We start from the raw sequence: 19,248 nt of genomic DNA on the forward strand, positions 1-19,248 counted from the left end.
ATGATCCGTGGTCCGCAGAATATCCCCTTCGCCCAGTCTTCGACCAGCGAACAGGTTCCGCCGCCCTATCACTTCCCCGGCGTGACGGTGAATGCGTTCGTCTGGCCCGTCGATATCGCGCGGGTGCAAGCTTATTGCGATCAGACCTTTAATCTCGGCACGGAAGAAGAACGCGGATTCACCTACCGCCCGGCACCGATGTGGCCATACGCCACCCTCCTGTTCCTCGACTATCCGGTGATGCTCAGCTCCAATCCGCTACCGCAGGACGTCGGCGGATTGCCCTATTCGGATCGCGGGATCATCAGCCAGACCGAGGTATTCATTGCCCTGCCGGTGATCCGCTACGGAACCAATGTACGAACCCTGATTACGCAATCCACGCTGGAATGGGCGCTGCCCTTCATCGTTGTCGGCAATCCTATGTCGAGCGTGTGCGGGCGCGAAATGCTGGGCCTGGGCAAGCTGCTGGCCGATATCGAAACCGGCGAAGGCTGGTACCCCGACAGCTTCACAGGCACGATTAAGCTGCCGGGATGGCCTAGCCTTGAACCCAACGTGCAGATGGAGAACATGGAATTCGTCAGCGTGAAGACCAATCCGGTCTTGCCGACGTTCCGCACTACGGGCTCCCCCCAGGCTTCGATGGCGACGCTGTTCGAAAGCCGCGAGGCGAGCGTCGCGATCGAAGAGATCGCCAATATCTCCAACTTCATCAACGATGCCTCGCTGGGCATGATACCAACCAACATGCGCACCGTGGGTCTCAAACAGTACCGCGATGCGGTGGATGTCGAGCGGGCAATTTACCAGTCGATCGTGACCTGCAGGGCGCGCTATTCGAACCTCGAGCAGTTCAAGATCTATGACGAGACCGATGTCCATATCGAGTTCAACGACACCGGGAGCTTCAACGAAATCCTGCAGGTCTTCCTCGAAGTTGGCGACACGCCCTCAAATCAGCCGTTCACCGTCAAGCCGACAGCCGGATACCGCTTCATGGCGGACATCGACTTCGATGAGATGCACGTGATCCATTCCTTTGCCATCGATCGCGATAACGACCTGCCGCCGATCCCCTCCCAGAGCGATCTCACCGCCCGATGGGCGCGGCCGATCAAGGGCTTCTTCGGTCCGATGACCCATCCCGCGCGCAATCCCGACCTGGAGGAGTGGTGATGACCCGCTTCGTCCCAAACTTCTCGACCCAGCAATTGCTCCCGCCCTGGGTCTCGATAGGCGCGCGCAACTGGGTCTTCGCGATCAAGGTCCCGCATCATTGCCTGCAGGGCTATCTCAACACGCATTTCAACGAGCCTGCCCCGGATTATGCGCCGTTTTACTATGAGGCGCTGGATTATCCCTACGGTCTGCTCCGCGTGACCAAGCACACCGACTTCTCCAGCCATTATCGCGGACTTGAAGGGAGGCAGACGCTCAGCAAGATCGACGTCAACTGGGCCTATCCTGTGTACCGCTGGCGGGTTTCGGATGGAAACATCCGGTACGACCGCAAGACCGTATGGGTCGAGCCGATGAGCTTCGACAATAACAGCTACACCATGTTCTCCAGCCGCGAGATCTGGGGCACGGAGTCCGACATGGCGCGGATCGTCGTGGACGAGGAGACCGATCCCAACCGCATGCATATCGACATCGCCATGCAGGGGTTGCGTACCTTCACGCCCAAGTCCAAGGCGCACCTGATCGGGGTCATGCACATGGAGATGAATCCCGAAGTGAAATCGGACCTGATACCCGATCTGGCAAATCACAAGGGGCTGGCCGCATTCGTTGGGGCGCTCTTCGCCAGCGTGGGCCTGAAAGGCGCGCCCGATCTCCATCAGACCAGTGAGGTCAATACGCTCAAGCAATTCCGCGATGTCTTCAACATGCAGATCGCAGTCTATCGGGCAATTATTGCATCGCGCACCGACCACACCAACGTTACCGACCTGCAATTCTACAAGGGAAGCGCCGTCACCCTGGATTTCATGTGGTCGCAATCCATGGCAGAGCCGCTGAAGAAACTGTTCGACATCGACAACGATATCCCAGATCGATATCCGGTCGGCCATCCCGGCGGATCGGACGAGATCGATGGCAAGGACGTCGATTGGGAGCTTCCTCGAATCCAGAAGGAGGTTGTGCTGGCGGCATCCTATACTGCCGACATTCGGTATAACGTGACCGGTACGCTCCACACTTACGGCAATTGATGGCGCCTGCCTGATCGCAATCAGCCGGCCAGGCGCACGCTTCGCTTCACCTCCGCCTTGAAATCATAGGGAGTCCAATCGACGCAATCGGGCCAGGCACCGGTTCCTACCCAATAGTCGCACAACCCCAGCCGATGGCACAGCTTGATGAAACGGGTGGTCTTGTTGATCTCGCTCCAACGACCAAGCACAATGCCGGGATAGATATCGGCAGGGCGTTCCCCCTCCGGCAGGAAAATGTGGTCGAATGAAGCCCTCTCCGCCAGTTCTAGCGCCTCCTCGGTCATTCCCAGGCTAGACACGCTATCAACGATGTTCAGTGCGATAGTGCCGGATTTGGCCAACATCTGGTTGTAACGGGCCAGGCGCGCGCGCTTCTTTTCTTCATCATCGGACCGCAAAGCCTCGGCATAAAGGCGCGTTTCCAGCAAGGCGTAGGCCTGCCAGCCATCGAAATACTCGCAATCGTCAACTGCCGCGTCATAAATATCGGGGAAGCCGAGCGTCGCCGAAAAGCCCAGCAGGGACAGGAGGATACCGGCGTTCTTCGGCCACCGCTCATGCAATTCCGCGAGCATCCTCACAGAGCCTTCGTAATCGCCGACATAGGTTCGCATTTGCGCTACGTGCAGCCTCGCAGAGGGCATCAGCGGATTTAGCTCGCAGGCCTGTTCGGCCAGCCGCAAGGCTTCGCGGAACCTTCCAACGCTCCAGCAGAAGACGCTCATGTCATTGAGTGCTTCGGGATCGTGCGGGGCGACGGCCAGCGCCTGCTTAAGCAGTTTCTCGCGGGCATTGTAGGCACCCCACGGCTCGAGCCGCGCCAACGCCAGCAACGCGCCTGATCGCCGTGGGTCGAGACTTAGCGCAGTGTTGGCGGCATGGATCACACCGTTGCGGCCTTCCTTGAAATCGCCCTTACCGTGCGAGTAGCGCAAGATCTTCGACCGCGCGCTGGCGAGCAATTCCCAGCCCAGCGCGAAATCCGGGGCTGAATGGACGACGTCCTCGAGCATGGGTTCTGCCCGGATCGCAGTGTCGTCGAACTCCGGGTCGCCTTCAGCCAGGATACCGCGTGCCCGCAGAAACTTCTCGTAAATCGCCGGGTCGAGCACTGCAGATTTGGGCGGCGGAGCAAGCTTGACCTTGAGGGCATCGGCAACCGCTTCGGCGATGTTCTCCTGCAGCGTGAAGACATCGTCGAGATCGCCGTCGAAACGATCCGCCCATAGGGCGTTGTGAGTGGCGCAATCGACCAGTTCGGCGGATATCCGGACTCGAGACCCGCTGCGTCTAACGGTTCCGTCAAGCAGGTGGCTGGTACCCAACGCGCTCGCCACATTGGAGATCGTCTTCTCCTTGCCACGGAACTGGAAGCTCGAAGTGCGAGCCACCACTCGCAGCGTGGTGGAACTGGCAACCGTGCGCTGGATTTCTTCCGAGACCCCATCGCAGAAATAGGTCAATTCCTCGTCTGAAGAGAGATTGTCGAATGGCAATACCGCGAGCAGCGGTAGCCCATCACCTGGCTGCAGGTTGGGGACCGAGCGCACTGCTCGGTGCGTGGGCGAGGGAGCGGCAACTCCACGCGGCTCATGCGCGTGTTGCGCCGGCCTGGAAATGAACTTTGCTACGTCCTGCACAAAGGCGAGCCAGGCCGGATCGTTTGCCTCACCGTTCCAGTGCCCAAGTTCCGCGGTCTGTGTTAGTTCAAACATGACCGGCCTCTCGCAGGGCTCGATCATGGCCGGCACTAACGTCTTCTTACGATCCGCGATCGTCGCTTCCGCACGTACCCAGCGCGACACCACTGATCGCGGTGACCACAACACGACGACAGCTTTGGCGGCCTTCAGCGCCGCTTCAGTTACTTCGTCGTAAGCCTCTCCCGATCGCAAGGCCTGATCCCACCAAACAGTGAATCCCTCACGCTCAAGTCCCTCGGCAAATCTCCGGGCCACCTCCGCATCCTTGCGATTGTAGGAGAGGAAGATATCAGAAATGGCGTGTAATCTCCGCAATGCAGTCTATCGATGAGAGGCTGACTAGACCGCGAGCAGCTCGGTCTTCAATAGGCATGAAGTGGACGCTTGCCGCCACGTATCACTTCTAAGCCAAACTCGCTCTGGAGTCTCCTTGGCTCTGCCAGAGCAAATGCACCTGCTGGTGAGGGTTGAGCGCGGGCAGGGCGGTGAGATGCCGCGCAAGAAGAAGCCAGTCAGCCCTTTTCGGTACTTCAACTCTTCGCCCGAGGCGATCACGACCGATGGCCTGCGCTCCTACAAGGCGGCGATGGGCGAGCTTGGCAGTCAGGACAAGCAGGCGGTCGACAGCACCCTCGGCGCGTCTCTGGTGCCAGATCAGAACCCTTGCCTGAGCCACGTCTCTTGGCGGATCGGCATCGGTCCGGTTGCCTTACATGTCAGGGTTCGGGCAGCGAAGCGACATCAATTTCATTGGGTTCCATACGACTCGATCCGGCCAATTATCCGTGGTATCAGTACGCTGTCGGGGTCGCGAGATGACATGGGGGCTTCGACATGCAATTTCTTGGCATAGGAACTCTTCTGGTTGGCGTGTTAGCGGTCGCCGCATGCACCCCCGAAGATCGACAAGTCGCTACCTCGGATCAAGAGGTTGCCGCATACAAGAGCCTTTGGGCCTTCAACGCCTGTGAACCGCAGGATGATGAGGTCAAGGGCACTGTCAATTTGGTTCTGCCCAACACGCTGAACGGGAACCAGATTTCACGCGGCAACCGAGTGAATTACGGGAAAGAGGTTCTTCCTGCCAAAAGCCCCAAAACGGGGCAGGGCCCTGGAGACGGTACGGCACCGGGATGGACTGCCAACGGACCTGACAATCCCCATCCATTCGATGTGTTCATGAAGGACACGATCGGTGCATTCGGCGAAATCGGCTATGTCCAGATCAGGATCATCATTCCGGCCAATTCGGATTGGCGGTTTCTTGTTCATGAGGGACAGGGCGGGGACAGCGAAGGCAAGCTCTTCGGCGCTGGGCGAAACAGTCTGAGCGATGACACGTTATGCGGTGTGAGGGCAATCGAAGTCAACGAAACGGCAAACGGCCGACAAGCCAAATACATTGCAACCTTCTACGTCGATCTTGCCGCGCTCTATGACGAGGGGAAGCCTCAGCCGTACAATGCACCGTTCACGATCTTGCTCACGGCAGGCAATACGCCCATCTTGATTGACCCCAAGGTCTGGAACGATGGCGCCGGCACCTCTTGATTGAGTAAATCCCTATGTCTGATGACATGGCCGAGAATTTTCTGGGCGAGGCACGCCGCCCCAGCCGCACCTACTGCGCGTTCATAAGCTATTCGCACGATGATCGGGCAAAAGTCTTGCGCCTGCAGTCGCGCTTGGAGCGCTTTCGATTTCCCAGGCAACTCGCTCGGAAACTTGGGTACTCCCGCCTGAGGCCCGTGTGCGTTGATCGGTCGGATATGCGGGCTGCGCCGCATTTGGACGATGCGATCAAGGAAGCCCTGGAACGCTCAGACTATCTGATCGTGGCCTGCACTCCCAGGACTCCTGCTTCGCATTGGGTGGGCAAGGAGATCGAGTTCTTCCGTGAAATTCGAGGCGACCAACATATCCTGGTTGCATTGCTCGAAGGCGATGCGCCTGAGTCCTTTCATCCGCAATTGCTTCAAGGCCCAAGCGAAGATCACAAGCAGCCCTTGGCAGCTGACTTTCAACGTGGGGGAGACGGGCACCACTTCGCCCTGCTGAAGTTGATTGCTTCGCTTTCAGGCGTAGATCTCGACGACCTCGTGCTGCGACACAAGAAGCGTCAACGCGGTTTTCGGCTGGCGCTGATCTCCGGTGCAGCTACCGCATCGCTGCTCATTGGCTTCCTCGTCTATCGCACATACCAGTCCGGTATTGCGGTTCAGAACGAGCGTATCTTCGCGTCGCACGCGATGCAAAGGCAATTGGACGAGCTTCGCAAGGAGGTCCGCGAGGGGGGCACCTTGAATATGGCGGAGGCGATCAACCGCAATGTAGAACTGTTCTATCAGGGTCAGTCTGCTGACATTGGCGTACCCGAGATCGAGCTCGGCCGAGCGCGTCTGCTTCACGCGAAGGCTGAAACGGATATCTCGGGACGGGACTTCGACGCCGCAGCAGGCAACGCACGCAAGGCCTGGCAGATTACTTCAAGCCTGCACGCCCGCGAGCCCGACGACCTCAAGATCACATTCATGCACGCACAAAGTGCATTTTGGGTAGGATATGCGGCTTGGCTGCAGAGAGATACGCCGCTGGCAGCTGCCTTTTTCGCGCGTTACGCGCAGTTGGCAGATGAACTCGCAGCCGCAAGCCCCAACAACAGCGACTATGTGCTCGAACAAGGATATGCATATAGCAACCTTGGGATGATCGCATTGAGGGAAGCGCGAGACCTGGGCGCTGCCGAAGGGCACTTCGGCTCCTCTCAATCTGCATTTCGAGAAGTGTCGCGCCGAAATCCTGCGGACCTGGACACAAAGTTTGCACTTGCTGACGGGGACTCTTGGCTTGCGGATGTCGCGCTATTCCGTGGCGATTACCAATCTGCACAACAATATCGTGACGAACAACGCAGCGCACTCAACGATATACTGCGAAGCGAGCCACAGAACAGGGCCTATCGGCTGGGATTTCTGGCAAGTCAGATCGGCCAGGCTCGGCTTGAAGCCGCCAAGGGCAATCACAGAGTCGCGCTGCGACTCCTTCGCTTGGCCGAAGCGGAGGCCGGCGAGCTATTGGCTGGCGACCCCCAGAATCCATCGCTGGCCGAGCGAGTGCGGATAATCAAGCTGTTCCAGGCTAAGTATGAGTTGGCCACGGGCGCGGCAGACGACTTGCGACGTGCCGAGGATCATATTGCGGACTGCAACAGGGATTGGGTTGTGACACCGGACGGCGAACTGCCGGTGTTTTGCAGCTTTCTGAAAGCCTCGCTCATGCTTCGCAAGGGACGCCACGCTATCGCCAAGGACATAATGGCGGATCCCCGCCTCACCCCTTGGATTAGCTCTCCATCCCTATCGCCGATCTGGCGTATCGACTTCCAGGAGGAATGCCGCAGCCTCGCCGCGCCCCTACTGTGCAGGATGCATTCTCGAGAAGCGGGCCCCGCCAAGGCAAGTGCACCTGCTCGTAAGGAGTGAGCAGGCAGGGCAGATGGATGCAAAGAAAGCGCAAGCCTGATAGCCCGTTCAGGTACTTCAACTCTTCGCCCGAGGTGATCCGCCTGGTGGTGATGATATAGGTGCGGTTTCCATTGAGCCTACACAACGTCGAGTACCTGCAGGCCGAACGCGGGATCGACAATTGCCATGAGACCGTGCGCCACTGGTGCAACAGGTTCGACCCGCTGTTCGTCGGTGACATGAGAAGTAAGCGGGTGGGTCGCATGCGCGGCTTTATGCAGCAACGATGCGGTTCATGAAGTTGGCGGTCAAGCGCGATGGCTCGCCCGAGGCGATCTCCACTGATGACCTGCGCTCCTACAAGGCATCGACGACCGAACTCGGCTGTGAAACGAAACAGGAGGTCGGATGCTGAGCAAACAACCGGGTGGTTCCGCCGCCCTTCGGGTCAGCCTCGAACCCCACCCGTCGACAAAGACGCCACAAGACCTGCCGCTCGGCTGCACAAGTCGATTGGCAGTCGCTCATGACCTGACGCTTACCGGGGCAGGGGACAGCCCCGTCGATCAGAGACAAGTTGCGATAAAACTGACAGCGCCTTTCCTATTCCTCACGGTCGGGCGTCCATTTTCACTGCCACCCACATACCCCATAAGCCAATGTTATCGTCGCTATGACGAGAGGCGATTTCACATCCGATTGCGAATGGCCCAGTGCGGAAGAAACCTTCGCAAAGGATCAATCGATGAGCCGCACCCTCCCGTCAGTCCTCGCTGCCGTAGCCCTCGCGTCCGTAACAATCGCTGCACCCGCACTAGCCGAGACGCCTACCGCCGTTCCCAACGCGGCCGGCGTGCTTCGCCTGCGCAGTGCCAATGGCTTCGATCAGACGCTGGCCCAGCTCAAGGCCGACGTGCAGGCAAAGGGAATTCGGTACTTCGATACTATCGATCAGTCGGGCCTGGGTGCCTCGGCCGACCTTCCCCTGGGGCGTTCCACGCTGGTTCTGTTCGGCAATCCGCCGCTCGGAGTGCAGTTCCTCCAGTCCAACCCCTATGCCGGCCTCGACTGGCCTGTCCGCATGCTGGTGGTCGAGGAACCCGATGGCGCGGTCTATGTTGCCTGGACTGATTTCGGTTTCATAGCCCAGCGCTATGCGATCGGCGACAAAGCCGCGCAGTTCGCCATGGCGAGCGAAGTTGCGGCTTCGATTGCGGCCGCTGCGACCGGCAAACGATGACTCCCGCGACGGCGTTCCTGTTCGCCGTCGCGCTGCTTTCGGCAGCGGTCATGGGCGCTGCGATCCAGCGCGGTGCGACATGCATGGTCGCGGCCGTCGACGAGGCCCTGGTTGGTCGAAGCTTCGGACGCGCCGGGGCGCTGCTCGAGGCGGCTCTGTGGGTCGGCGGATTGATCGCACTTATCCAACTTGTTGGCGTCCGGACCCCCGCGCCGCTCGCTTACGCGGTATCCCATGTGACCGTGCTCGGCGGCATGCTGCTGGGGCTTGGGGCGTGGGTCAATCGCGCCTGCGTCTTCGGTTCGGTTGCCCGTATTGGATCCGGGCAGTGGGCTTGGCTGGCCACGCCTGTCGGTTTCTTCCTGGGTTGCCTTCCTGCGCTGGGCAATCCCGGCGGGGTTGCCGCGGAACTTTCGCCTGCAGTCCTTCTGGTGATGACCACGGGATTCGTTGTTCTTGCAGCATGGCGTCTGCGCGCCGCAGCCAAGGCACCTAACATGCTGCAGTATCTGTCGCATCCGCATAGGGCGACCTTGATGATCGCGATTACCTTCGTTTCAACCACGCTGACGGTGGGGGCCTGGGCTTATACCGACGCTCTGGCGGCTCTCGCTCGCCCGATGAAGGGCATGGATCCGCAAGTGGTCCTGCGCGGCGTAATGGCACTCGCACTGCTGGGCGGAGCCATCGTCGGCGGGCGCCTGGCAAGAACTTTCGCGCCGCTCCCCGCACGACCGGGCGACGTCCTTCGTTGCCTGGCAGGCGGCGCCTTGATGGGGATCGGTGCGCAGCTGGTGCCGGGAGGAAATGACGGCCTCATCATGCAGGGCCTTCCGTTCTTGCAGCCGCACGCATGGGTTGCCGTTTCCGCAATGGTATTGACGATTTCCGTGTTAATTACGGTAACGTATCGGGTCGCACGTCCGAACTGAGGCAACCTGACGCGCAACGGCGTGCGGGTGCAGTGATGCTCTAGTATTGCGGCTGAGCCGCATGGGGATAGCGACCGATGGAGATGCAGCAGGTCCGTTACTTCGTGACGTTGGCGAAAACGCTCAACTTCACGCGGGCGGCTGAACAATGCAATGTAAGTCAGCCAGCGCTGACGCGTGCGATACAGCAGCTCGAGCACGAGTTCGGCGGGCCGCTGTTCCACCGCGAACGCAACAACACGCATCTGTCCGAGCTTGGGCGGATGATGCTGCCTTATCTTGAGTCGGTCGAAGCGTCGACACGGGCCGCCAAGGATGCGGCACAGTCCGCACGCAAGCTTGAGAATATTACCCTGACGATCGGTGCAATGTGCACCATCGGGCCCCAACTAGTCGCCGACCTCATCGTCCGGTTCCAGGCCATGCACCCCGATGTCGTGGTGCGGGTCATCGAAGGCGAAGCGTCGGCGATGATCGAAAGGCTCGGCAAGGGGGATCTCCACGTGGGTCTGGTCGGCGTGCCGGAAGAGCTTCCGGAACAATTCCACCAGGTGCCTGTGTTCACAGAGAAATTCGTGATCGTCCTCCCTCCCGATCATGCCCTGGCTACGAAGAATGCGATCCGTGTCGTCGATCTCGATGGCCTGCCTTACGTCGGCCGATCCAATTGCGAGGTCTATCGCATGGTGACCGAGGATTTCGCCCTAAGGGGAGTGCAGCCCAAGAAGGTCTTCAGCTCTCCGCGTGACGACTGGGTGCAGAAGATGATCCGGTCAGGCCTGGGGTTCGGTTTCTTCCCCGAGTACTGCGTGACCGATCCTGACCTGGTGGTACGCCCTTTGATCGAACCCGGCTATTCCCGGACGATCTATCTTGCGACAGTTCGCGGGCGCCCGCATTCGCCAGCGGTCGGCGCATTTGTGAAGGCAGCGCGCAATCATACGTGGCCTGTTACCGAAATGCCGGATTGATGGTGAAGAGCGGTCGGCCGGCACGCTTCGGCCCCGATGGATTTCCGAGATAAGGAAAACGGCACCCCGGGGTGCTCCGGGATGCCGTTCTCCATGGTCGCTCCGGGCCGCTCGGTCCGAATGCGTAGTATCAGTCGCGCAACTTGACGTCGGCCGACAGCAGCACCGCCGGCTTGTCGGAGTTGTTGCGCCACCAATGCGACAGGCCGTCCGATTCCATCGAGACGTCGCCAGCATGATGGTCGATGCCGACTGCGCAGGTGCTGCGATATTCCGTGATTGAGCCATCGACGACGGTGATCAGCGCCGGGCGGCCAGCATGGCTATGCAGCGGCACGACGCCGCCGGGCATCACCACCAGGCGGCGCAGACGGAGGTCATGGTCGGAAAAGCCGAGCTCGGTTTCGAGGTCGACCGAGCCCACGACATCATCGGTCACGCCCGATGGGGAGGTCTGGGCATCGGACAACGGGTTGGCGGCTACCTTGCCAGCAGGGCAGGTCCCAGCGAGCGCGGGCGAAGCCGAAATGAATGCACCGCCTGCGAAGAGCGCTGCGACGATGAGTTTGAGATTCTTCATTGCTAGTGTTCCTTTGTGGAAGCTGAAACCTGGACGTCACGGGAACCGGGCCCAGTCGGGGCGTCGGGGGGGGGGGGGATGGTGAACCGGAGCACTCGGTTTCCGTGACATCCCAAACACTAGGGACCACTGCACCTTCATGACATTCGATTGATTGCATGATTTCCATGCCTGATCGGCATTAGTGAGTGCGCGCGGTCCCAGACATCCTTCCGTCAGCAGAATGGAAGGAGAGCATCCATGACAATTCAACCGATGGCCGCACTGGAGCAAACACGGGACCTTGAGGGCCGCGTTGCGGTTATCACTGGATCCACCAGCGGTATTGGCCTGGGCATCGCCCAAGCCCTTGCCGCTGCGGGCGCCAGCATCGTCATCAACGGCCTGGGCGACTTCGACGAAATCGAAATGACCCGCCACAAGCTCGCCAGCGAGCATCAGGTCGAAGTGTCTTACGATGGCGCCAACCTCATCGAGCGTCGCGGTGCCGAGCGGCTGGTCGAAAACACCATTGCCACGCATGGCAAGCTCGACATCCTCGTCAACAATGCCGGCATCCAGCATGTCAGCCCGATCGAGTATTTCCCGCCCGAGAAGTGGGATGCCATCCTTGCGCTGAACCTGTCGGCCGCGTTTCACACCACTCGCGTGGCCTTTGGCGCCATGAAGGAGGCCGGCTGGGGACGGATCATAAACGTCGCTTCTGCGCACGGCCTCGTCGCGTCACCCTTCAAGAGCGCCTACGTCGCCGCCAAGCATGGCGTGGTTGGATTGACCAAGACCGTCGCGCTTGAAGGAGCGCGCCACGGGGTGACCTGCAACGCGATTTGCCCTGGCTATGTGTGGACGCCGCTGGTCGAGAACCAGATTGAGGATACGGCCAAGGCGCGAGGCATCTCGCGCGAGGAAGTTATCGAGAACGTCCTGCTCGCAGCTCAGCCGAGCCGCAAGTTCGCGACCGTTGAAGAGCTCGGCGCCCTGGCGGTTTTCCTCAGCAGCGATGCCGGGAAATCGATCACAGGGATTGCCTTGCCGGTCGACGGTGGGTGGGTCGCACAATGACAGGGTTCCCCAGCAGCTCGGTGTTCGATCGCCCCTTGAGACCTGATCTTGCGGCATTCTTCGCCATGCGCGCGCATGGCATGAAGCAGGGCGCGCAGGTGGCACCGCAGGCGCTCACCGGTATCCTTGCCGATCTTGCGCGTAGCGGGCGCCTGCGATGACCCGCCAGCGTATCGTCATTATTGGCGCGGGCTTTGGTGGGTTGGCTGCAACGAGAGCGTTTGCCGGGGCCGCAGTCGACGTGACACTGATCGATCGGCGCAACCATCACCTGTTTCAGCCGCTGCTCTACCAAGTTGCGACCGCCGGCCTGTCGCCCGCCGACATTGCGGCGCCCATTCGTGCGATCGTGCGCGATCAGGCCAATGTCCGCGTGCTTCTGGGTACGGTGACAGGGGTCGATCGCATTCGGCGCACGGTCAAGCTCGCGCAGGGTGGAGAGATTCCCTATGATCGCCTGATCGTCGCCAGTGGAGCAAGACACAGCTATTTCGGGCGCGACGACTGGGCGCAGCATGCACCGGGTCTCAAATCCATCAGCGATGCCACGGCGGTTCGCCATCGTGTCCTGTTGGCGCTGGAAAGGGCGGAGACAGAAGAGGATGAAACGCGTCGGCAGGCCCTGCTGACCTTCGTCGTTATCGGTGGTGGGCCGACCGGGGTTGAGATGGCCGGCGCCATCGCCGAACTCGCCCGGCGTTCGGTGTCGAAGGATTTTCGTTCGATCACGCCGCATTGCTCGCGCGTATATTTGATCGAAGGCGGGCCGCGCCTTCTGGCGGGCTTTCCCGAAGACCTGTCGAGCAAGGCCCGGGGCGCGATCGAACAGTTGGGCGTGACCGTCATGACCGGCCATCGCGTTGAAGGCGTTGCTGAAGATCACGTCCTGGTTGGCGGCGAGTGTCTGCCCGCACATACGATCGTATGGGCAGCGGGCGTCCAGGCTTCGCCAGCGGCTAAATGGCTCGGAACGTCAAGCGATCGTGCAGGCAGGGTGGAGGTCAACGATGACCTCACTATCCTTGGCGATGATCGGGTCTTTGTGATCGGCGACACGGCAGCTGTCAGCAACCTTCAGGGCGGCACGTTGCCTGGCATAGCACCCGTCGCAAAGCAGCAGGGGCGGCATGTTGCGCGCCAGATACTGAGTGGGCGTTCGGAGCCCTTCCGCTACCGCAACTGGGGCAACCTGGCGACGATCGGACGACATCGTGCGGTGATCGATATGGGGCGCCTGCGCCTGTCCGGCCCGCTCGCCTGGCTGCTGTGGTGCACTGCGCACATCTTCTTTCTCGTCGGCTTTCGCAACCGCTTCATCGTCGGGGCGAGCTGGCTGTGGAACTACTTCACTTTCCAGCGTGGCGCGCGGCTCATCACCAGCGACGCGCTGACAATCCAACAAGGAGACCGAATATGACCAGTGTGGGCCTTCGCGACGAACTGCGCAGTCATGGCCAGCAGGTGCTGGTGCTTCAGGGAGGCGGCGCTCTTGGTGCCTATCAGGTTGGCGTATACCAGGCGCTCCACGAAGCCGGGATAGAACCCGATTGGGTCATTGGTACCTCGATCGGCGCTATCAACGCGGCGATCATCGCCGGCAGTCCCGCGGACGAGCGTATGGACCGCCTCACCGAGTTCTGGCGCCGGGTCGAACATGGCCACTCCTTCGAGCGGGCCCTGCCTCCGGCCATGGCCTCGTTCTGGCGCAACGCGTCGATGGTATGGGGCGGGCATCCAGCCTTCTTCATGCCGAACCCCATGGCCTTCGCCAGCGTGCAGTCGCGCCTGGGGCCGGAGAAGGCGGCGTACTACTCAGTCGATCGATTGCGCGAGACCTTGTCGGACCTGATCGACTTCGACCGGATCGATGGCGGTGAGGTGCGCCTGACCGTGGGTGCCTCGCGCGTCACCACCAGCGAAATGGTCTACTTCGATTCCCGCGAAATGCCGCTCGACTTGCGCCACGTGATGGCGTCCGGCGCGCTGCCCCCAGCGTTCCCGGCGGTGCGCATCGATGGTGAGCTCTATTGGGATGGCGGGATCCTGTCGAACACGCCGGTCGAGGTGGTGTTCGATGACAATCCCCGACGGGATTCAATGGTCTACGCGGTCCATATCTGGAATTCGGAAGGGCCTGAGCCGGAATCGATCTGGGAGGTTATGAACCGCCAGAAGGATGTGCAGTATTCGAGCCGATCAGCCAGCCATATCAAGCGCCAGCGGCAGTTGCACAAGCTGCGCCATGTCATTTCGGAACTCTCGGCCATGCTCCCGGCGGATGTGCGGGCCATGAAAGAGACTGCTGCCCTGTCAGCCTATGGCTGCCCCACGCGGATGCATGTGATCCGTTTGCTCGCCCCGGTACTCGATTACGAGGACCACTCGAAGGATATCGACTTCAGCCCGGGCGGCATTCGGGCGCGTTGGGATGCTGGCTATGCCGACACGATCCGCACGCTCGAGGCCGCGCCGTGGCGGGCGGAGGCCGATCCCCTTGAGGGCTTCATCCTGCACGAGGCGCGGGGAGGCCAGATGGTCGATCCTGTCGAGTGTGGTTGACGCGAAATGCATCGAAACCATGCCCTCTCGATAGCAGACCCGGCGGGCGATCCAGGCGAAAACCAGAAGGCACCGAAGGTGCATCGATTCATTCGAAAGGAACCATGATGAACAAGCTCAACCTCGCCATTGCCGCCGCCGCTGCGGTTGCCTTCGGCGCGACCGCCGCACAGGCCGGTCCGGTGAAGCCGCAGCCGACCAAGGACAAGTGCTACGGTATTTCGCTCACCGGCAAGAATGACTGTGCCGCTGGCCCCGGCACCAGCTGCGCCGGCACCAGCACGCGCGACTACCAGGGCAATGCCTGGAAGTACGTCGCCAAGGGCACCTGCACCAAGATCAAGACACCCAAGGGATACGGCTCGCTGAACCCGAAGAAGGGCTGACCGGCGCTCCACCGGTCGCCGGTACAGACTTTTGATCGCGCGTGTGACGCGCGCGGTCGGGCCATGCCGGCGACCGGGCAAGGAGTTTCGGTCGGGCAGCAAGGCGCCCTTGGGCATGCACGAAAGGAGAGAGTCGATGCATGAACTCGCAGCCACTACGCACGCAGGCGCCGGTCCATTCCACGGCCGCGCCGGGCAATTTGTGCTTCCACAAAGGGCGGCGAACAAATGCGCCCTGAACGCGATCATCGAGACCTATCCGACTGTCGCCAGGATCGTTGGAGACGAGGTGCTTGAAGTTGTCGCCAACGACTACTTTCAGGCTTGCCCACCTGCGCGCGCGCAGATTGAGGAGGATGGCAGTCGCTTTCCCGAATTCATCGGGGGGCACTCGATCTCCATGGCCCTGCCCTATCTGCGCGGTGTCGCGCGGATAGATCGGCTGTGTACCGAGGCGCGCCTGAGCAAGCGGGCACCGGCGTTCGGGCCGCAGGACCTGGCGCGCATGTCGGCGGATGAGTGGGCTCGATCCAAGGTCGTGTTCCATCCTGCAACCCGGTTTGCATGGTTCCCCAATCCGGCGCCGTCGATCTGGCTGGCCCATTCGCTAGGGGTCGCCGGCACGATCACACCGGCATGGCATGCCGAGGGGATCCTGATCACGCGAGGCGAAGATGCAGTCGGTGGGATCGTCATCGGGCCCAGTGCGCACCGCATCATCCATGGGCTCAGGCTGGGCGAAACCGTCAGTCAGGCGGCAATCGCGGCCGCGCGTCTCTATCCCGAGGCTTCGATAAGCACCGATTTTCATCGCATCGTCGCCAGCGGTGCCCTTTCCAAGCTCAAGCCCAAGAGGTGACCGTCATGACTGAAGTCCATATGGAATCGCGCTCACGCGGCGACGAAAGCGCTGCCAGTATCCCCGATCGGTTCGCCGCGCTTGCAGGGCAGGTCCTGCCGCTGTCGTTGCTCCTGCTTGTCATGCGACTGGGCATTGCCGGCATCTTCTTCCTGTCCGGCAGGACCAAGGTGGAAGGTTGGTTTACGATTACCGACAGCGCCTATGAGCTATTCGCTTTCGAATATGCCCTGCCGCTGATCCCATCGGACATCGCCACCGTCGCTGCGACCGTATCGGAGCATCTGTTCCCGATCCTGCTCGTGCTCGGTCTGGGCACACGATATGCCGCATTGGCCCTGTTCGGGATGACGATGGTGATCCAGCTCTTCGTGTATCCGGATGCCTGGCCGACTCATCTCAGCTGGGCGGGATTGCTGTTGCCGCTGATCAGTCTTGGAGGCGGCAAACTGTCCTTCGATCACCTTCTGCGGATTGCCTGAGGCCAAGGCGGTCAGTCCTCCGCTGGCAGGTTCGGCAGGCAGCGTGAAGGCGTTGTCAGAGCAAGTGCAAATGCTGGAAGGGAGTGGGTGGCCAGTGCGGCCGGATGCCAAGCAAGCGCAAGCCGGATAGTCTGTTCGGGTATGTCATCGCCTCGCCCGAAGTGATCCGCCTGATGGTGTTGAGGTATGTGCGCTTTCCACTGAGCCAGCGCAATGTCGAGGACCTGCGGGCCGAGCGTGGGGTCGACATTTGCCATGAGACCGTTCGCAAATGCCATGACGACGACCCGCGACAAGATAACGGCGATGCGTCTCAACTAGGCCCAACCGGAAATCATCCTGGCTCCCTTGGCCCGGATCAGCTTCGATCGTAATCGCCGCACAAACCTGCACGAAAGCATGAGCCAGCCAGAAATGTGCCGCTGGCAATGCTCGTCTGCCTGTGCAATTCATCTCGCCGACTTTTATCGTTTGTCGGGGGGCACACGTTTCGATGACCAAGGCCTACAGCAACAAGGCGCTCCCATCTGGAACGATCTTGCGCGAATGGCGCCTCGAGGAGGTGCTCGGCGTGGGCGGCTTCGGGATCGTATACAAGGGTCGTGGGATCTATTTCGACGAATTGGTCGCGATCAAGGAGTACTTTCCCAGCGCAATCAGTGAGCGGGACGAGGAATCCACCGTCGTCCCGATCGACTCCGATGCCGAGGAAGTACACGCGCTTGGGCTCAAGAAATTCGTCGAAGAGGCCAAGCTGCTGTGGAATCTTTCTACGCCATCTCGCCATCCCAATATCGTGAGTGTGCGCAGCCTATTCGAGATCCACGGCACCGCCTACATGGTGATGGACTTCGAAGATGGCGTCTCGCTCACCGATGTAATCAAGCGCGGCGAGAAATTCGATGAGGCCAAGCTGCGCGAGATGGTGCTGCCGGTCGCGTCGGGCCTTGAACGCGCGCATCGCGTCGGCGTGTTGCATCGCGACATCAAGCCATCGAACATCCTGATCACGGACAGCGGCCAACCGGTCTTGATCGACTTCGGTTCGGCCCGGTTCGAGGCTGAAGGCGTTACCAGCACCACCGTTACGTTCCATACGCCGCCTTACGCGGCGATCGAGCAGTACGTGAAGACTTACGAACAAGGACCGTGGACAGACATCTATGCCCTCGGCGTTGTGCTCTATCGGTGCATCACGGGTGAGAAGCCGGCTGAGGTGCTCGAGCGGCTCCACGGTGAGAAGGAACCCGCCCTGGTCGACGGTAACTGGCCAGGCTACAGCCGCGCGTTCCTGGCGGCGGTCGATGCAGCCATGATCATCAAGCCGAGCGAGCGGCCGCGCTCACTGTCCGAATGGCTGGCGATGTTCGATGAAGAGGGTACTCAATCGGCCGGCTTTGCCAGCGACGCTGACGACGAAGACGATGAGGCAACCCGCATTGTCCCGATGGCCAGCGTGATCCCCGAGATCCGTCCGGTCGCGACACCGCCCGTGCCTTCACCAGAACCGGCAACGCCTGGTGCTGCGGTCCCGGACCCCAGCAAAGCGGTAAAGCCCGCAAAGCGCAGCAAGACAAAAGAGACGGACAGTTCTGCAGAAGTGGGCGAGAAGGCCGGGCCTGCATCAGGGAACAAGGCGTCTCCGAATGAGAAGTCGAACAAGCCGAAGGAGCCCGTGCCAGCGGCGAAGGCCAGTGAGGGTCAGCGGGCAAAAGCCGGAGAATCGAAGCTCCTGTCTCGACCGGTGATGCTCGGCGGCGCGGCAACCCTGGCAGTCATCGCGGGGCTTGCCTGGGCGCTCACCACCCGTGATGCTGATCCGGGTCCAGCCAATGAACCGGTCGCCGCGGTCGAGCAAATCTCGCTTGTCGACGGCTTTGGTCCGGCGCTCGCCAAGCTTGTGGAACTGGCCCGAGAAAAGAACATAGACCCCAAGTTGGTCAGTTCGCTCGAAGCACGAGCGACGCGGATCGCCAGTCTCGAAACGGAGAATGCCTCGCTGGCCGATAATCCCGCGCGTGAAGGCGACATCGGTTTCAATCGCTTGCGTATCGCAGATCTCACTCGCGCCAGTCTGGCTGAGCTGGGCGTCGGTCTATCGCAAGTCCTGACAGCCAAGACGCGGGGGCTTGTAAATGCGGCGCCGTGGGCCGATCCGCGCAGGCCCAATTCTGCGGCCAAGGAGAGCCCGGCACTGCAAGAGCAGGCGGCGGCGGTCGCGGAAAGCCTGCGTTCTGCGCGGCAATCTATCGAGGGGCTGCGCGGTTCGAAGTCTGCAGAGGAGGCCTTGCCGCTGGCCCAGAAGGCCATCCTGGCGGTGGCTGCTTACGACACGGCAGCAGCGCAGGCGCTTAAGGACAATCCGCGCAAGCCAAAGCCCAGTGACACTCCCAAGACGGAAACATCGGCCAGCAGCAGCCCTTCACCCACCGCCAGTAGCACACAGGTCGTGACCGGCCGGACGGTTGAGCAGATTCGCCAAGAGCTCGATCGCGTTTCCGATGCGACGGACAGCCAGGCCAACGAAGTGATCAAACTGGCACGGACTCGAGAACCCGGTCGCGATGCGAGCGATGATGCCAAGAAGGCCTTCCAAACGCTCGAAAGCAATGCTGGGGCCGCGCGCGATTACAAGCGCTACCTCGACACACTCAAGCGATCGATGCGCGGGGCGAAGACGCCGGCCGAGGCTGAGCAATTGCTGGCGCAGGGTCGACAGACCAGCCAATATGTTGGTTCGATGCTGCAAGGCTCGCGCGCGGCGAGGGCAGTCCTCGATCGATAGACG

The 19,248-nt window shown here is 60.9% G+C and carries 19 protein-coding genes and 1 pseudogene; 17 read left to right on the forward strand and 3 right to left on the reverse strand.

Annotated features, from left to right (window positions below):
* Together HQR01_RS14970 and HQR01_RS14975 are read left to right on the forward strand one after the other, a co-directional pair.
* Entirely contained in the window at positions 1-1,179 is a 1,179-nt protein-coding gene (locus HQR01_RS14970) for an acetoacetate decarboxylase family protein (protein WP_173215934.1), read from the forward strand.
* Complete coding sequence (locus HQR01_RS14975) at positions 1,179-2,219, forward strand: hypothetical protein (protein ID WP_173215936.1); 1,041 nt, start codon at positions 1,179-1,181, stop codon at positions 2,217-2,219. The genes HQR01_RS14970 and HQR01_RS14975 overlap by 1 nt, the downstream gene beginning before the upstream one ends.
* 20 nt (positions 2,220-2,239) lie before the next feature.
* Here the strand turns inward: HQR01_RS14975 and HQR01_RS14980 are convergent, their stop codons facing one another.
* Positions 2,240-4,240 (reverse strand): TIR domain-containing protein, encoded by a 2,001-nt coding sequence (locus HQR01_RS14980; RefSeq protein ID WP_267905496.1) that lies wholly within the window; start codon positions 4,238-4,240, stop codon positions 2,240-2,242.
* 133 nt (positions 4,241-4,373) lie between these two features.
* Between HQR01_RS14980 and HQR01_RS14985 the strand changes: the two genes are divergently transcribed.
* Genes HQR01_RS14985 through HQR01_RS14995 form a run of 3 tightly spaced genes read left to right on the forward strand, consistent with a single transcriptional unit; the run spans position 4,374 to position 7,407 of the window.
* Positions 4,374-4,778: a hypothetical protein gene (locus HQR01_RS14985; RefSeq protein WP_173215940.1), complete on the forward strand. Its 405-nt coding sequence runs from the start codon at positions 4,374-4,376 to the stop codon at positions 4,776-4,778.
* The gene (locus tag HQR01_RS14990; protein WP_173215942.1) at positions 4,760-5,476 is read left to right on the forward strand and encodes a hypothetical protein; all 717 of its coding nucleotides are present in this window, start codon (positions 4,760-4,762) and stop codon (positions 5,474-5,476) included. Before HQR01_RS14985 ends, HQR01_RS14990 begins: the two co-directional genes overlap by 19 nt.
* 26 nt (positions 5,477-5,502) lie before the next feature.
* Entirely contained in the window at positions 5,503-7,407 is a 1,905-nt protein-coding gene (locus HQR01_RS14995; RefSeq protein ID WP_173215944.1) for a toll/interleukin-1 receptor domain-containing protein, read from the forward strand.
* A gap of 119 nt (positions 7,408-7,526) precedes the next feature.
* On the opposite strand, the gene HQR01_RS15300 is transcribed toward HQR01_RS14995, so the two are convergent.
* A complete protein-coding gene (locus HQR01_RS15300) occupies positions 7,527-7,673 on the reverse strand; it encodes a hypothetical protein (protein WP_173215946.1) in 147 nt (48 codons plus the stop codon).
* Between the two features lie 461 nt (positions 7,674-8,134).
* On the opposite strand from HQR01_RS15300, the gene HQR01_RS15005 reads away from it, so the two are divergent.
* The 3 genes from HQR01_RS15005 to HQR01_RS15015 all read left to right on the forward strand — a co-directional run bounded on the left by HQR01_RS15005 (position 8,135) and on the right by HQR01_RS15015 (position 10,532).
* On the forward strand, positions 8,135-8,629 hold the full coding sequence (locus tag HQR01_RS15005) for a DUF302 domain-containing protein (RefSeq protein ID WP_173215948.1): 495 nt from the start codon (positions 8,135-8,137) through the stop codon (positions 8,627-8,629).
* Positions 8,626-9,561 (forward strand): YeeE/YedE thiosulfate transporter family protein, encoded by a 936-nt coding sequence (locus HQR01_RS15010; protein ID WP_173215950.1) that lies wholly within the window; start codon positions 8,626-8,628, stop codon positions 9,559-9,561. The genes HQR01_RS15005 and HQR01_RS15010 overlap by 4 nt, the downstream gene beginning before the upstream one ends.
* Before the next feature lie 83 nt (positions 9,562-9,644).
* Entirely contained in the window at positions 9,645-10,532 is an 888-nt protein-coding gene (locus HQR01_RS15015) for a LysR family transcriptional regulator (protein WP_173215952.1), read from the forward strand.
* A 130-nt stretch (positions 10,533-10,662) separates the two neighbouring features.
* Here HQR01_RS15015 and HQR01_RS15020 read toward each other — a convergent pair whose 3' ends face one another.
* The gene (locus HQR01_RS15020) at positions 10,663-11,112 is read right to left on the reverse strand and encodes a cupin domain-containing protein (RefSeq protein ID WP_173215954.1); all 450 of its coding nucleotides are present in this window, start codon (positions 11,110-11,112) and stop codon (positions 10,663-10,665) included.
* A 240-nt stretch (positions 11,113-11,352) separates the two neighbouring features.
* Here HQR01_RS15020 and HQR01_RS15025 point away from each other — a divergent pair, with 240 nt between their 5' ends.
* The 9 genes and pseudogenes from HQR01_RS15025 (at position 11,353) to HQR01_RS15065 (ending at position 19,245) form a co-directional block, all read left to right on the forward strand.
* Positions 11,353-12,174 carry a 3-hydroxybutyrate dehydrogenase gene (locus HQR01_RS15025; protein ID WP_173215956.1) on the forward strand — a complete coding sequence of 274 codons (822 nt, stop codon included), beginning with the start codon at positions 11,353-11,355 and terminating at the stop codon, positions 12,172-12,174.
* Complete coding sequence (locus HQR01_RS15030; RefSeq protein WP_173215958.1) at positions 12,171-12,335, forward strand: hypothetical protein; 165 nt, start codon at positions 12,171-12,173, stop codon at positions 12,333-12,335. The genes HQR01_RS15025 and HQR01_RS15030 overlap by 4 nt, the downstream gene beginning before the upstream one ends.
* Positions 12,332-13,591, forward strand: a complete 1,260-nt coding sequence (locus tag HQR01_RS15035; RefSeq protein ID WP_173215960.1) for an NAD(P)/FAD-dependent oxidoreductase — start codon at positions 12,332-12,334, stop codon at positions 13,589-13,591. Before HQR01_RS15030 ends, HQR01_RS15035 begins: the two co-directional genes overlap by 4 nt.
* Positions 13,588-14,733: a patatin-like phospholipase family protein gene (locus HQR01_RS15040; RefSeq protein WP_173215962.1), complete on the forward strand. Its 1,146-nt coding sequence runs from the start codon at positions 13,588-13,590 to the stop codon at positions 14,731-14,733. Before HQR01_RS15035 ends, HQR01_RS15040 begins: the two co-directional genes overlap by 4 nt.
* A 107-nt stretch (positions 14,734-14,840) precedes the next feature.
* The gene (locus HQR01_RS15045; RefSeq protein WP_173215964.1) at positions 14,841-15,119 is read left to right on the forward strand and encodes a BufA1 family periplasmic bufferin-type metallophore; all 279 of its coding nucleotides are present in this window, start codon (positions 14,841-14,843) and stop codon (positions 15,117-15,119) included.
* A gap of 136 nt (positions 15,120-15,255) precedes the next feature.
* Positions 15,256-15,978: an HvfC/BufC family peptide modification chaperone gene (locus HQR01_RS15050; RefSeq protein WP_173215966.1), complete on the forward strand. Its 723-nt coding sequence runs from the start codon at positions 15,256-15,258 to the stop codon at positions 15,976-15,978.
* A gap of 20 nt (positions 15,979-15,998) precedes the next feature.
* Positions 15,999-16,460, forward strand: coding sequence for a DoxX family protein (locus HQR01_RS15055; protein ID WP_188115113.1), 462 nt, complete (start codon positions 15,999-16,001; stop codon positions 16,458-16,460).
* A gap of 104 nt (positions 16,461-16,564) precedes the next feature.
* Positions 16,565-16,732 (forward strand): annotated as a pseudogene (locus HQR01_RS15450) (IS6 family transposase); the annotation flags it as partial.
* 221 nt (positions 16,733-16,953) lie between these two features.
* Complete coding sequence (locus HQR01_RS15065) at positions 16,954-19,245, forward strand: serine/threonine protein kinase (RefSeq protein WP_173215972.1); 2,292 nt, start codon at positions 16,954-16,956, stop codon at positions 19,243-19,245.
* The last annotated feature ends 3 nt before the right edge of the window (positions 19,246-19,248 follow it).

The sequence above is a fragment of the Erythrobacter mangrovi genome, assembly GCF_013260645.1.
GTDB lineage: Bacteria > Pseudomonadota > Alphaproteobacteria > Sphingomonadales > Sphingomonadaceae > Qipengyuania > Qipengyuania mangrovi.

Coding starts and splice junctions, on each gene's coding strand:
- HQR01_RS14970 (WP_173215934.1), top strand. CDS start 1: ATGATCCGTGGTCCGCAGAATATCCCCTTCGCCCAGTCTTCGACCAGC.
- HQR01_RS14975 (WP_173215936.1), top strand. CDS start 1,179: ATGACCCGCTTCGTCCCAAACTTCTCGACCCAGCAATTGCTCCCGCCC.
- HQR01_RS14985 (WP_173215940.1), top strand. CDS start 4,374: ATGCACCTGCTGGTGAGGGTTGAGCGCGGGCAGGGCGGTGAGATGCCG.
- HQR01_RS14990 (WP_173215942.1), top strand. CDS start 4,760: ATGCAATTTCTTGGCATAGGAACTCTTCTGGTTGGCGTGTTAGCGGTC.
- HQR01_RS14995 (WP_173215944.1), top strand. CDS start 5,503: ATGGCCGAGAATTTTCTGGGCGAGGCACGCCGCCCCAGCCGCACCTAC.
- HQR01_RS15005 (WP_173215948.1), top strand. CDS start 8,135: ATGAGCCGCACCCTCCCGTCAGTCCTCGCTGCCGTAGCCCTCGCGTCC.
- HQR01_RS15010 (WP_173215950.1), top strand. CDS start 8,626: ATGACTCCCGCGACGGCGTTCCTGTTCGCCGTCGCGCTGCTTTCGGCA.
- HQR01_RS15015 (WP_173215952.1), top strand. CDS start 9,645: ATGCAGCAGGTCCGTTACTTCGTGACGTTGGCGAAAACGCTCAACTTC.
- HQR01_RS15020 (WP_173215954.1), bottom strand. CDS start 11,112: ATGAAGAATCTCAAACTCATCGTCGCAGCGCTCTTCGCAGGCGGTGCA.
- HQR01_RS15025 (WP_173215956.1), top strand. CDS start 11,353: ATGACAATTCAACCGATGGCCGCACTGGAGCAAACACGGGACCTTGAG.
- HQR01_RS15030 (WP_173215958.1), top strand. CDS start 12,171: ATGACAGGGTTCCCCAGCAGCTCGGTGTTCGATCGCCCCTTGAGACCT.
- HQR01_RS15035 (WP_173215960.1), top strand. CDS start 12,332: ATGACCCGCCAGCGTATCGTCATTATTGGCGCGGGCTTTGGTGGGTTG.
- HQR01_RS15040 (WP_173215962.1), top strand. CDS start 13,588: ATGACCAGTGTGGGCCTTCGCGACGAACTGCGCAGTCATGGCCAGCAG.
- HQR01_RS15045 (WP_173215964.1), top strand. CDS start 14,841: ATGAACAAGCTCAACCTCGCCATTGCCGCCGCCGCTGCGGTTGCCTTC.
- HQR01_RS15050 (WP_173215966.1), top strand. CDS start 15,256: ATGCATGAACTCGCAGCCACTACGCACGCAGGCGCCGGTCCATTCCAC.
- HQR01_RS15055 (WP_188115113.1), top strand. CDS start 15,999: ATGGAATCGCGCTCACGCGGCGACGAAAGCGCTGCCAGTATCCCCGAT.
- HQR01_RS15065 (WP_173215972.1), top strand. CDS start 16,954: ATGACCAAGGCCTACAGCAACAAGGCGCTCCCATCTGGAACGATCTTG.